Here is an 11825-nt window from a genome sequence, read left to right as displayed (position 1 = left end):
GCCCGGCGCCAAATCATGTGGGATCTGTTCGACCTGACGGCGCAGCGCGCCCGGCTGTCGCCGGACCGCAGGGCCCTGGTGGACCTCACTGCTGGCGAAGGGGCCGGCGGGTCGCTGACCTATGCCGGCCTGGACGATCGCGCCGCGCGTGCCGCCAGCCTGATGGCCGCCCTGGGCGCCGAGCCCGGTGACAGGGTGGCGGTGCTGTGCCGCAACCGGCCGGATTTCTTCACGCTGCTGTTCGCCTGCGCCAAGCTGGGCTGCCTGCTGGTGCCGCTGAATTGGCGCATGCCGGCGGCGGAACTGGCCCCCGTGCTGGCCGATTGCCAACCCCGGCTGCTGTTCCATGGGAGCGAGGATGGGGCCACGGCCCAGGCCCTGTCCGGTGGGCCGGCCCTTGTCGATCTGGACGATGACTTCGAAGCCCTGGTGGCGAAGCAGCCGCCGTTGCCGTCCCGCGAGGTCTGGCCGGCCGATGACGTCTGGTACCTGCTCTATACCTCCGGCACGACGGGGAAGCCGAAGGCCGTGCTCTACACCTACGGCATGGCCATGGCGAATTACGTCAATCTGCGCCAGGGCGTGGATTTGTCGGAGAACGACCGCACCCTGAACTACCTGCCGCTGTTCCACACCGCCGGCATCAACCTGCACACCCTGCCGCTGCTGATGGCGGGGGGTGAGGTGATGGTGCAGTCGCAATTTGACGCTGGTGCCGTGCTGGATCTGATCGCCCGGGGCCGCATCACGACCTTTTTCGGCGTGCCGGCCGTCTATCGCCAGTTGGCCCTGCATCCCCGTTTCGCCGCCACCGACCTGGGCGTCGTGCGGCGCTGGGCCTGCGGCGGTGCCCCGCTGGAGGATGCGCTGGCCCGCCGTTTCGTCGAGCGCGGCGCGTTCGTGTGCAACGGCATGGGCATGACGGAGACGGGCCCCACCCTGTTCCTGAACGACCCGGCCGGGGCCGCCGCCAAGGTGGGGTCCATCGGCAAGCCGCAGATCCTCTGCCGTGTGCGGGTGGTGGACGGGGCCGGGCGGGACGCACCCCCCGGCCAAGTGGGTGAGGTGTGGGTGAAGGGCGCCGCGGTCACGCCCGGCTATTGGCGGCAGCCGGCGGCCACCGCCGCCGCCTTTTCCCCCGACGGTTGGCTGCGCACCGGCGATTTGGTGCGTCAGGACGAGGACGGCTACTACTACCCCGTGGGGCGGTTGAAGGAGATGTTCATCTCGGGCGGGGAGAACGTCTACCCGGTGGAGGTGGAGAACGCGCTGCTGCGCCATTCCGGCGTGCTGGAGGTGGCGGTGGTGGCCGTGCCCGACCCGGTGTGGGGGGAGGTGGGGCATGCCCATGTCCGCGCCCAGCCCGGTACCGACATCGACAGCCTGGCCAGGCATTGCCGCGGACTATTGGCCGGCTACAAGGTGCCGCGCCGCTTCGTGCTGGTGGAGGATTTTCCCCGCACCGCCGCCGGCAAGATCCAGAAGCATCGCCTGGTGCCGCCGCCGGGCCTGGATCTGGCGTCGTGATCCTCACCCGCGCCCTGACCCAGGACGATTTCCACGCCTTCGCCCGGTTGTCGGGCGATGACAACCCCATCCATGTCGACCCCGGCCACGCCGCCCGTACCCGCTTCGGCCGCACCGTGGCGCATGGCGCGCTGCTGTGCGCCCTGCTGCGCGGCCTGGCCGCCGACGCGCGGCCGGGTCAGCCCTTGGCCCGCTTGGCCGTGACCTTCCCGGCCCCGGCCTACGCGGACGAGGCGCTGACCTTCCGCGCCGACCTGCAGGACGATACCCATGTGCGCCTGCTGGCCCAGCGGCAGGCGGATGGCCAGGCGGTATGCGACGGCGTGGCCACCCTGGCCCCGCTGGCGCCGGATGGGGATTGGCGCGAGCCGCCGCCGGGCGCCGTCGCCCACGTCACCCGCCTCTACGCCGACCAGGATTTGGCGCTTTACGAGCGCCTGACCGGCCATCGCCTGCGCGAGCCACTGGTGCTGAGCCTCTTCTCCTTCCTGCTGGGTGTCCGCCTGCCGGGGCCGGGCACCAACTACCTCAAGCAAGACACGGTGTTCTGGCGCCGCGTGCCCTTGGATGCGGCGCTGTCCGCCACCGTGGCCATCATCCGCCTGCGGCCTGAAAAGCGGCTGGTGGATTTGGCCACGGTCTGCCGTATCCACGACAGCGGGCGCGACGGCGAGATCGTCGCCACGGGGCGCGCCCTGGTGCTGGCGCCGCACTGGACGCGGGATGACTGGGCCAGCCATGCCCAATTGGCTGCTTGCCAGTCCTGACGGTTGGGCGTATCCACAAGCCGCCGGTATTCGTGCCGGCACTGTTGCATCAGGAGCGGGGCCGGCGTCCCGCACCAACCTGCCAACCCAGGCAAGGTGGTTTCCGCGTTTACGCGGAGATGTGGCGGCCCCCGGTTTTCCGGGCGGCGGCAACCAAGTGGGTCGCAGCGTATGGTCGCGTCATGCCGGGTCCGTTCGGTTTGGAGTGGACATTCCGTGCATATTCCCGCCGCTTTCCCGCTCGATACGCCCGGCACCGTTGCGCAGGCGGAAGAAGATTCGCTGACGCCGGTCCTGGGCACCGCGCCGGGCATCGCCAGCCATCCGGGCGATACCGTGCATCTGCTGCGGGAAGAGCGCATGCCCCTTGCCGGCGTGCCGGACTGTGTCGCCCGCACCTACGCCGTCGTCCACCGCCGCCACGGCTTGTACACCCATATCTACACGGTGCTGGAAAGCCGGCGGCATGTGCGCCGGGTGACCCATTTGCGGCGGGTCCTGGCCGGCGAACAGCTGGCTACCGCCCGCGCCTGGGTTCTGGCCGGCCGCCATCTGGGACGCCTGGCTTTTTAACGGCGGGGATTTCAGTCAGGGCTTGGGTATTGCCGGCTGCAGGTAGCGCATCAGGACGATCATTTCGGTGGCGTAGCCGTCGACATTGGGCGGATCGTCCATGGCGTGCAGGATCTGCGCGCGCCCCTGCATCCAGGTGGACACGATCTGCGCCTGAAAGGCGGAGAGGGAGGCCTGCGGCCCCACCACGTGATCCAGCGCCGCGCGGATGCGGGAGCCCCGGCCCTGGCGGAAGGCCAGGTACAGTGGCACCAGGCTGGCGTCGCGGCAAGCTTCCAGGGCGAAGTCGCCCATGGCGTGGGTGGCGTTGCGGCCGGCGATGCGTCCGCCCTCCACCGGCGTCAGCATGTGGTCGGCGACGGCCCGCAGAAAGATGCCCAGCGGCGGCGGCTCGCGGTGCACCGCCGGGATTTCGCGCCGCAACTCGTCATGAATGAACTGGAAGGCGCGGCGGATGATGTCGCCGCGCGAGCGGAAGTAATAGGTGGTGGACGACAGGGACACGCCCGCCCGCTGCGCCACCGCGCGATGGGTCACGGCGGCCACGCCCTGGTCAATGATGGTGGCCACGGCGGCGGCGACGATGCGCCGCTCCGTCTCGCCCACCGGTTCCCCGGCGTCATCGCCCGCGCCACCGGGACGGCGCAGACGCCCGTACCATAGGGCGCCGCGGCCTTCCTCCGGGTCGCACAGGTGGCGGATGTTTTCCACCACCGACAGGGCGAAGCCCGATGCGCCGCCGGCCACCAGCAGGGTGGACCGGTCGCCCACCAGATAGTGGGTCATGATGTCGGCGATATGGGTGGGCAGGCTGGCCAGCGCGAACAGGTCGCGATAGCGGCTGCGCCGCTCCTCATACCATTGCGTCAGGATGGGGCGCAGGGCGGGGGTATGGCGGGCCTGGTGGATCAGCTCGTACCATACCAACTCGATGGTGCCCTGGCGGGACGACAGGTCCAGCGCCTGCACCACCAGCGCGTCGGCCAGGGCGTGGACGGGCAGGCCGCCATCGCCTAGCGAAACGCGGAACAGTGCCCAAGCTTGGCGGTCACGCTCCGCCGCGGCCAGGAACACGGCTTGGGTCAGGCTGTCCTTATCCCCCAGGTGATAGGGGACGGCGCTGGTGGACAGGCCGGCGGCAGCGGCCAGGTTGCGGACGCTCAGCGCCTTCAGACCGCCCTGGGCCAGCAGGGTGTGCGCCTGGTCGATCAGCCGTTCCCGGGTGCCGTCCTGGGGCCGAGCCGCTGTGCGGGATGGCGCCGAACCTCCCGCCGCCGCCAGCGGAGAATCGGAAAGGGACGGGTCCAGAGGGGGGATCAGGCCGGGCTTCATGACCGCGCTTTTATCTGCCGAAGCGCACTGATAGTCCATCCCCGACACGACGGCAACGGCGCCGTGTCAGAATATGTCACAACGACCCGAAAGGATGGCCCGGCCCGCGATCACCCCGGCTGGCAGCAGGTGCCGCCTAGGGTTTTTCGGCCAGGTATGCGGCGCTGAAGGTTTTCTTCGCCTCGGCGATGGGGCGCAATGTCGGATAGAATTGCACGAAAGTAGTGTTCACCGCCCCATGGTCCCGATGGCAGCTGTAGCAGCTCTGCTCCACCGGCAACTGCTCCGCCGGCGGGGGGGCTGCCTTGCCCGCGTCGAAGGAGTAGAAGCCCCAGCCGTCGTCGTGGAAGCGGGCGGTGTCTTTCACATGGACCTCCAACCCCATGACCTCCGGCGTCTGGAAATGGCCGGACTTGTTGATGGAGCCTTTGTCCGCCGCCCCGCGTACCTCCAGTACGAAGGTGGTCTTCTCCGGCCAGGTGCCCGTCTGTTTGAAGGCCAGGTAGGCCTCGCGGTTCACGAAAACGTTGTCGAACATGGAATGGCCCATGCGCATGGCGGGGCCATAGGCCATGTCGATGCCGGTGGTGACATAGACCCATTCCCGGTAGTCGGCGGGGAAGGTCAGTCGATCGTCCTTGTCGAATTGCGGAACGAAGGGGGCGGGACCGTCCGTGGCGGTAGAGCCGGTCGCCGGGGTAAGCAGCAGGCAAAGCAGGGGCATCGCCGCCGCGAGGCGGCGGGCAGGGGAAAACCAGGCCATGGGGCCCTCCGGTGGTTCGGGGTGGGATGAAACGGCTCAGCTGCTGCCGGCCGGTGAGAAATGCGCCTGATATTGGCTGGGGGACACCCCGTAGCGTTGGCGGAAGGCCCGGCGGAAGGCGTCGGCGCTGCGGAAGCCGATGGCGGCGGCCAGCGTCTCCACGCTCACGCCCGGCTGCACCAGGCGGCGGCAAGCCTCGCCCAAGCGCAGGTCGGCGACATAGTCGGCGGGCGGGCAGCCCAGGGCGGCGGTGAAGCGGCGCCGAAACTGCCGGGGGCTGAGGTTCACCCGCGTCGCCAGTTCCTCCACCGATAAATCGCGGTCCAGGTTGCCCAGCATCCAGGCCGACAGGTCGGCGAAGCGGTCGGCCGCCCGGCTTTGAAAGCGCAGGGGTTCGGAGAATTGCGCCTGGCCACCCGGGCGCTTCACGAACACCACCATTTCCCGGGCCGTCGCCAGGGCCAGGGCCGGCCCGTGATCCTCCTCCACCAGCGACAGGGCCAGGTCGATGCCGGCGGTGACGCCGGCCGCGGTGTAGAAATCGCCGTCCTTCAGGAACAGGGCGTCGGCGCAGACCCTCAGCCGGGGGAAACGGCGGGCCAGGTCGGCGGCGTGGCGCCAATGGGTGGTGACGCGGCGGCCGTCCATCAGGCCGCTGGCCGCCAGTCCATAGATGCCGGTGCAGACGCTGGCCACCCGCCGGAAGCGATGGGCGTTCCCGGCAAGCCAGCCGGCCACGGCGGCATTGGTCGCCGGCTCGCGCAGGCCCTTGCCGCCGGCAATGATCAGCGTGTCCAGGTCCGGCACGTCGTCGGCCGCCAGGCTGTGCGCCGGGGTGAAGGTCAGGCCGGATTCGCTGGTGAAGGGCCCCGCCTTCACGCCCAGCGGCACGACGCGGTACGGGCGGGTGCCGGCCGGCAGGCCCGCCTCGCCCCATTCCGCCAGGTCGGCGGCATTGGCGAAGACCTCGGCCGGACCGGTCACGTCCAGGGCGTTGACGTCGTCATAGCCCAGAATTCCGATGCCTGCCGGTGCCCGCGTCATTCCCCAACCCCCTCATCGCGCCGACCCTCCGGTCGGCCGCGTCGTGGGGGCAGTATCGGCGGGGCGCGTGCCGGACGGAAGGACATCCATCCGACACTGTCGGCCACGCCAGGTGGCACCATGCTGAATGGCACCATCCCCTATTCAGGGGACTTCATGGCCCTGGCTGGCCTCCAGAATCTGGAACCAGTGCTGGCGCTGCATCTTCAGGTGCGCGGCCTGCGTGTAGGTGCGCACGCGGTCCAGGCGCGTGGTGCCCAGCACCGGCACCGGGCGCGACGGGTGGCGCATCAGCCAGGCCAGCGCCACCGTTCCCGGGTCGCCGACGCCCATTTCCGCGCCCACGGCCTCCAGCGCCGCCAGGGTGCGGCGCGCCTGCTCCGTGGCGCCAGTGAACAGGCCGCCGCCACCCAGCGGCGACCAGGCCATGGGCCGCATGCGCAGTTCCAGCGCCTGGTCTAGGGTGCCGTCGAACAGCGGCGCCAGGCTGGTGACCGAAAATTCGATCTGGTTGGTCACCAGCGGCCGGCCCAGGCGGGATTGCAGCAGCCGCACCTGCGACGGGTTGTGGTTGGACACGCCAACGTGGCGGATCACGCCCGACCGCAATAGCCGATCCAGCGCGTCGGCGGTGTTGTCCGGATTCATCAGGGGGTCGGGCCGGTGCAGCAGCAACAGGTCGATATAATCCGTGCCCAGGTTGCGCAGCGACTGCTCCACCGAGGCGATGATGTGATCGCCGCAGGTGTTGTAGTGCTTCACCACATGGTCCGGCCGCTGCGGTGACAGCAGGGCGATGTCGCACTTGGTGACCAGCTGCAGGGCGGAGCGCTTGCCGCCCCATTCCTTCAGCGCTTGGCCGAACAGGGCCTCCGCCCCGTAATCGCCGTAAATGTCGGCATGATCGAAGCTGCTGATGCCCAGTTGCAGGCATCCGTCCAGGAAGCGGGCAAGCTTTGCCGGGGTGCCGGTTTCTTCCCCCTCGCGCGAGCGCCAGGCGCCCCAGACCAGCGGCGACAGTCGCGGGCCTTCGGCGTGCAGGCAGCTCTGGGCGTCGGGAACGGGCGGGGTGTGGGTGGGGGTGCCAGGCATGGATCAGGATCCGGTTCAGAGAGGGGGAATGGAAACCGTATGAAAACCGTCTGGAGAAAGGGACGTTGTTGCCGTCCCGTCCGTCCTGCGCCGATCTTCGACCTCTCCAGGGACCGCCGTCGAGTGGAAAACGTCAAGCCCCCGTCCTATGCCGCGCCTGGCCGCCTTCACGGTGGCCGCACGCAGGGCACCGCCCGTCCGTCGTCTATCAGAAAGGGTAGGGCCGGCCTCTTGTCGCCGCGCCGGCGCTGCTGGCACAATCCCTGCATTCTTGTCAGGCCATGCGTCGTCCACACCGGCGGTGCCGGTATCGAGGAGTGATCGCGATGGGTCTGACCATACTGTTCGATGACAGCCGCCGGGTTCCCGACGACATCCTCAGCATGACCGGCGTGGGCAGTTTCGGTGGCCTGATCCACGGCCGCCGCACCTTGCTGCGCCACGTGCAGGAGGCGGCGCAGGAGGCGGGCCTGCCCCCCCCCGTGGTGGCCACCACCCGCGCCGCCCTGGATGAGGCGGCGGAGCGGGCGGGGACGGCCCCGGCGTCCACCCAATTCCTGCTGTTCCCCGCCAATCTCGCCGCCGCTGGTGCGCGCGGGCAACTGACACAGCTGCTGAAGACCTTGGCCCAGGCCAGCGGCAACCAGGCCTGGCCCGTTCGTACCGCTGCGGAGTGGACCGGCCTGGTGCTGGTGGAACAGCGCCTGGCCGAGGGTGCGCTGAGCGCCCTGGCCCAGGGGCGCCTGCGCGAGTTCGTGGCGCGGCGGCGCAAGGACTTCACGGCACCCGACCTGGCCGACACGGGCCTGATCGATTTGCGCGACCCGGCGCAGTTCGTGGGATTCCTGGCCAACAACTTTGACGCCCGCCACTTCAATTCCATCAGCGACGGGCCGGACTATACCCTGGTGAAGCGGTCACGCGACCGCGCCAAGCTGCGGCGGGAGTTCGAGTATTACGGCTTGCTGCCGGCACAGCAGCGCATCTTCTTCGTGCAGCCCTTCGACTTCCAGGATGACGGCGAGACCGCCAGCTATCGCATGGAACGCCTGCTGATCGCCGACATGGGCATCCAGTGGGTGCACGGCACCATGACCCCGGCGGAGTTCGGCCTGTTCCTGGATCGGGTGTTCAGCTACGTCACCCAGCGCCCGGCCCGCCGCGTCAGCTGGCCGGAGGGCAGGGCCGTCATGGACCGACTCTACCGCGACAAGGTGGTGGAGCGCGTGGCCCTGCTGAAAAGCCTGCCGGCCTATGGCGACCTGGCGCCCCTGCTGGCCCGCGCCGTGGGCGGCATCGACGCGCTGGCCGACCGCTATCTGGCGGCCTACGGGGGCCTGCGGGACCGCTTCCCCGCCGACCGGCTGGTGGTGGGCCATGGCGACCTGTGCTTCTCCAACATCCTGTATTCCAAGGCGACGCAACTGCTGCGCTTCATCGATCCGCGCGGCGTGGAGTCGGCGGACGAGCTGTATACCGACCCCTATTACGACCTGGCCAAGCTGTCCCATTCCATCCTGGGCGGTTATGACTTCGTCAACAGCGGGCAGTATGAGGTGGCGCTGGGCGCCGACCTGGGCCTGACCCTGGCCAGCAACGCCGGGGAACGCGCCTGGGCGCAGGAACAGTTCCGCGACCGCCTGGCCCAGACGGGTTTCGACCCGCTGCTGGTGCGGCTGTGCGAGGCCTCGCTGTTCATCAGCATGGCGCCCTTGCACATCGATGTGCCAAAGAAGATTTTAGGTTTCGCCCTGACCGCCCGCTCCATCCTGGAAGAGATCGAGCAGGCGACCGCCGCCGCCTGAAGGAAGGTTCGCCGCCTCATGACCACCGCCGCCCCGCCCACGGTCATCATCACCATGGCGGGCATGGGCCAGCGCTTCCGCGACGCCGGCTACACCGTGCCCAAGTACAGGATCGAGGCGCACGGCCGCACCCTGTTCGCCTGGTCCATGCTCAGCCTGCGCTCTTTCATCGCGGCCGGATCGCCCTTCATCTTCGTGGCCCTGCGCCAGGATGGGGCGGAGGATTTCATTCGTGAGCAAGCCGCCGCCCTGGGCATCCGCGAGGTCGCGCTGGTCCAGTTGGACGCGCTGACCGACGGTCAGGCCACCAGCGCCCTGGCGGCCGGGGACGCGGTGGCCCATCCGGACCGGCCCATGCTGGTCTACAACATCGACACCCATGTCGATCCGGCCCACCTGCCCGCCGATGCCGTGTGCGGCGACGGCTGGGTTCCCTGCTTCCCGGGACCCGGGGCGGCCTGGAGCTTCGCCCGCGCAGATGAGAGCGGCCGCATCGCGGAGCTGAGGGAGAAGGAGCGCATCTCCGACGACGCCAGCGTGGGACTCTACTGGTTCTCCTCCTTCACCCTCTACGCCCAATCCTATGCCGCGTTCTTCGCCAACCCGGCCAACATGGCGAAGGGGGAGAAGTATATCGCCCCGCTCTACAACCACCTGATCCGGGCGGGACTGCCCGTCTACCTGCACCGCATGCCGTTCGAGGCGGTGGTGCCCCTGGGCACCCCGGCCGAGGTGGCGCGCTTCCTGGCGGCGACGCCGCCAGCACTGTAGCGTGTTTGCGGAAGGCATCGCGGATATCGATGCGGGCCGGGTTTACGGTCTGCGTGATGTCTGTGATTAGCTTGAAACGGAACTCACGGCTCCGCGTGATGTGCCCCACCGATGAAGGTAGTCCTTTCAGCCCGGTTCGGGCTGACATGCGATCACGCCACCACCCCGCCCAGGATCATATCCTGGTGCAGGAGGATCAGCTCTTCCTCGCCCATGCGGCCGGCGGGGTTGTACCAGGTGCATACGCCGGTCAGCATGGCCAGGATGGCGTAGGCGGTGACGGGCGGGTCGGTGCGCTTGAACTGGCCGGCGGCCATGCCGTCCTCCAGGATGGCGACCAGCAGGCGTTCATAGTCCCGGCGCATGGCCAAGATGGTGGCGCGGTTCTCGCCCTCCAGGCTGCGCAGTTCCGATCCGCCGATGAACACCTCATCCGTGCGGCGGATGTGGTATGAGACGTGAAAACGGATGAAGCGCCGCAATCGGTCCAGGGGATCGGTTGCATCCTCCAGCGCCACGGCCACCTCGGCCGACAGGGCCACCATGTGGTCGCGGATCAGGATGAACAGCAGTTCCTGTTTGGACTGGATGTAATTGTAAATTGAGCCGGGCTGGATGCCCACCTCCTGCCCAAGCTGGCGCAGGGTGATGGCTTCATAGCCGTGCTGCCGGATCAGGCGCAGGCCAGCCGCGCGTATCGCCTCCATCGTCTTGGGCCCGCGTGAGCCCACCGTCCGCACCATGCCGAAAAATCCAATCCCTGATGTTTCCGGGGCTTAGGGCCGCCGGTGCCCGCGACTTTTCAGCCTGCCGCTGGCGGCCGTCAAGATCACGCCCCATTTGGTCCCTAAATCACCCTTGCGGCCCGCCCGAAAGAAACGTATGACCGTTTGTAAATAAGCAATCTCACATTCCCCCAGGGAGGACAAGCCCGCCATGTCGATCTCCGCCGCGTTCCCCACCATGGATTTTGGCCTTGGCGAAACCGCCGACATGCTGCGCGACGCCGTGGCGTCCTTCTCGGCGGCGGAGATCGCCCCGCGCGCGGCGGAGATCGACCGCACCGACCAGTTCCCCATGGACCTGTGGCGCAAGCTGGGCGACCTGGGCGTGCTGGGCGTGACGGCGGAGGAGGAGTACGGCGGGGCGGCCATGGGCTATGTCGAGCACATGGTGGCGATGGAGGAGATCAGCCGCGCCTCCGCCTCGGTCGGCCTCAGCTACGGCGCCCATTCCAACCTGTGCGTCAACCAGATCCGCCTGAACGGTTCCATTGAGCAGAAGCGGCGCTACCTGCCCAAGCTGATCTCGGGGGAGCATGTCGGCGCCCTGGCCATGAGTGAGCCCGGCGCCGGCTCCGACGTCGTGTCCATGAAGCTGAAGGCCGAGCGCCGGGGCGACCGTTACGTCCTGAACGGCACCAAGATGTGGATCACCAACGGCCCCGACGCCGATACCCTGGTGGTCTACGCCAAGACTGATCCGTCGGCGGGCCCCAAGGGCATCACCGCCTTCCTGATCGAGAAGGGCTTCAAGGGCTTCAGCTGCGCGCAGAAGCTGGACAAGCTGGGTATGCGTGGCAGCCACACCGGCGAGCTGGTGTTCGAGGACTGCGAGGTGCCGGAAGAGAACATCCTGGGCCAGGTGGGCGGTGGCGTCCGCGTGCTGATGAGCGGCCTGGACTATGAGCGCGCCGTGCTGGCCGCCGGCCCCATCGGCATCATGCAGGCCTGCCTGGACGTGGTCGTGCCCTACATCCACGACCGGGAGCAGTTCGGTCAGCCCATCGGCGAGTTCCAGTTCATCCAGGGCAAGGTCGCGGACATGTACGTGGCGCTGAACTCCGCCCGCGCCTATGTCTACGCCGTGGGCCGCGCGGCCGATGCCAAGAAGATCACCCGCAAGGACGCGGCAGGCGCCATCCTGCTGGCGGCCGAAAGCGCCACCAAGTGCGCCCTGGACGCCATCCAGGTCCTGGGCGGCAACGGCTACATCAACGAATACGCCACCGGCCGCCTGCTGCGCGACGCCAAGCTGTATGAGATCGGCGCCGGCACGTCGGAGATCCGCCGCATGCTGATCGGCCGTGAACTGTTCCGCGAAAGCGCCACTTGATCGGTGGCTTTCGCGTCCGACCTCTTTGCCTTTGCC

11 protein-coding genes and 1 riboswitch are annotated in these 11825 nt (G+C 68.6%); of the genes, 6 read left to right on the top strand and 5 right to left on the bottom strand.

The window, feature by feature from the left end; all coding sequences use genetic code 11:
* Positions 1 to 15: 15 nt before the first annotated feature.
* The 3 genes from FBZ89_RS23415 (at position 16) to FBZ89_RS23400 (ending at position 2867) form a co-directional block, all read left to right on the top strand.
* Entirely contained in the window at positions 16 to 1527 is a 1512-nt protein-coding gene (locus FBZ89_RS23415) for an AMP-binding protein (RefSeq protein WP_145752665.1), read from the top strand.
* Positions 1524 to 2294, top strand: a complete 771-nt coding sequence (locus FBZ89_RS31210; protein WP_211115337.1) for a MaoC/PaaZ C-terminal domain-containing protein — start codon at positions 1524 to 1526, stop codon at positions 2292 to 2294. The genes FBZ89_RS23415 and FBZ89_RS31210 overlap by 4 nt, the downstream gene beginning before the upstream one ends.
* Before the next feature lie 41 nt (positions 2295 to 2335).
* Positions 2336 to 2461: riboswitch (SAM-I-IV-variant riboswitch) on the top strand.
* 49 nt (positions 2462 to 2510) lie between these two features.
* Positions 2511 to 2867: a hypothetical protein gene (locus FBZ89_RS23400; RefSeq protein WP_145752664.1), complete on the top strand. Its 357-nt coding sequence runs from the start codon at positions 2511 to 2513 to the stop codon at positions 2865 to 2867.
* Positions 2868 to 2882: 15 nt separating this feature from the next.
* On the opposite strand, the gene FBZ89_RS23395 is transcribed toward FBZ89_RS23400, so the two are convergent.
* The 4 genes from FBZ89_RS23395 to FBZ89_RS23380 form a co-directional block, all read right to left on the bottom strand.
* On the bottom strand, positions 2883 to 4199 hold the full coding sequence (locus tag FBZ89_RS23395; protein ID WP_186457525.1) for a TetR/AcrR family transcriptional regulator: 1317 nt from the start codon (positions 4197 to 4199) through the stop codon (positions 2883 to 2885).
* 136 nt (positions 4200 to 4335) lie between these two features.
* Positions 4336 to 4962, bottom strand: a complete 627-nt coding sequence (locus FBZ89_RS23390) for a cytochrome P460 family protein (protein ID WP_211115331.1) — start codon at positions 4960 to 4962, stop codon at positions 4336 to 4338.
* Positions 4963 to 4998: 36 nt separating this feature from the next.
* Positions 4999 to 6006, bottom strand: a complete 1008-nt coding sequence (locus tag FBZ89_RS23385) for a GlxA family transcriptional regulator (RefSeq protein ID WP_145752661.1) — start codon at positions 6004 to 6006, stop codon at positions 4999 to 5001.
* 144 nt (positions 6007 to 6150) lie between these two features.
* Positions 6151 to 7098 carry an aldo/keto reductase gene (locus FBZ89_RS23380; RefSeq protein ID WP_145752659.1) on the bottom strand — a complete coding sequence of 316 codons (948 nt, stop codon included), beginning with the start codon at positions 7096 to 7098 and terminating at the stop codon, positions 6151 to 6153.
* 326 nt (positions 7099 to 7424) lie between these two features.
* On the opposite strand from FBZ89_RS23380, the gene FBZ89_RS23375 reads away from it, so the two are divergent.
* Together FBZ89_RS23375 and FBZ89_RS23370 are read left to right on the top strand one after the other, a co-directional pair.
* Positions 7425 to 8903 (top strand): capsular biosynthesis protein, encoded by a 1479-nt coding sequence (locus FBZ89_RS23375; protein WP_145752657.1) that lies wholly within the window; start codon positions 7425 to 7427, stop codon positions 8901 to 8903.
* Between the two features lie 18 nt (positions 8904 to 8921).
* Complete coding sequence (locus FBZ89_RS23370) at positions 8922 to 9674, top strand: glycosyltransferase family 2 protein (protein WP_145752655.1); 753 nt, start codon at positions 8922 to 8924, stop codon at positions 9672 to 9674.
* A 152-nt stretch (positions 9675 to 9826) separates the two neighbouring features.
* On the opposite strand, the gene FBZ89_RS23365 is transcribed toward FBZ89_RS23370, so the two are convergent.
* Positions 9827 to 10417 (bottom strand): TetR/AcrR family transcriptional regulator, encoded by a 591-nt coding sequence (locus FBZ89_RS23365; protein WP_145752653.1) that lies wholly within the window; start codon positions 10415 to 10417, stop codon positions 9827 to 9829.
* A gap of 193 nt (positions 10418 to 10610) precedes the next feature.
* Here FBZ89_RS23365 and FBZ89_RS23360 point away from each other — a divergent pair, with 193 nt between their 5' ends.
* Positions 10611 to 11789 carry an isovaleryl-CoA dehydrogenase gene (locus FBZ89_RS23360; protein WP_145752651.1) on the top strand — a complete coding sequence of 393 codons (1179 nt, stop codon included), beginning with the start codon at positions 10611 to 10613 and terminating at the stop codon, positions 11787 to 11789.
* Positions 11790 to 11825: the final 36 nt, after the last annotated feature.

It is taken from the genome of Nitrospirillum amazonense (assembly GCF_007828045.1).
Taxonomy (GTDB): domain Bacteria; phylum Pseudomonadota; class Alphaproteobacteria; order Azospirillales; family Azospirillaceae; genus Nitrospirillum; species Nitrospirillum amazonense_C.
The sequence above is the reverse complement of the archived record's forward strand: the minus strand, read 5'-3'. Positions and strand labels throughout refer to the sequence as shown.

Coding starts and splice junctions, on each gene's coding strand:
- FBZ89_RS23415 (WP_145752665.1), top strand. CDS start 16: ATGTGGGATCTGTTCGACCTGACGGCGCAGCGCGCCCGGCTGTCGCCG.
- FBZ89_RS23395 (WP_186457525.1), bottom strand. CDS start 4,199: ATGAAGCCCGGCCTGATCCCCCCTCTGGACCCGTCCCTTTCCGATTCT.
- FBZ89_RS23390 (WP_211115331.1), bottom strand. CDS start 4,962: ATGGCCTGGTTTTCCCCTGCCCGCCGCCTCGCGGCGGCGATGCCCCTG.
- FBZ89_RS23385 (WP_145752661.1), bottom strand. CDS start 6,006: ATGACGCGGGCACCGGCAGGCATCGGAATTCTGGGCTATGACGACGTC.
- FBZ89_RS23380 (WP_145752659.1), bottom strand. CDS start 7,098: ATGCCTGGCACCCCCACCCACACCCCGCCCGTTCCCGACGCCCAGAGC.
- FBZ89_RS23375 (WP_145752657.1), top strand. CDS start 7,425: ATGGGTCTGACCATACTGTTCGATGACAGCCGCCGGGTTCCCGACGAC.
- FBZ89_RS23370 (WP_145752655.1), top strand. CDS start 8,922: ATGACCACCGCCGCCCCGCCCACGGTCATCATCACCATGGCGGGCATG.
- FBZ89_RS23365 (WP_145752653.1), bottom strand. CDS start 10,417: ATGGTGCGGACGGTGGGCTCACGCGGGCCCAAGACGATGGAGGCGATA.
- FBZ89_RS23360 (WP_145752651.1), top strand. CDS start 10,611: ATGTCGATCTCCGCCGCGTTCCCCACCATGGATTTTGGCCTTGGCGAA.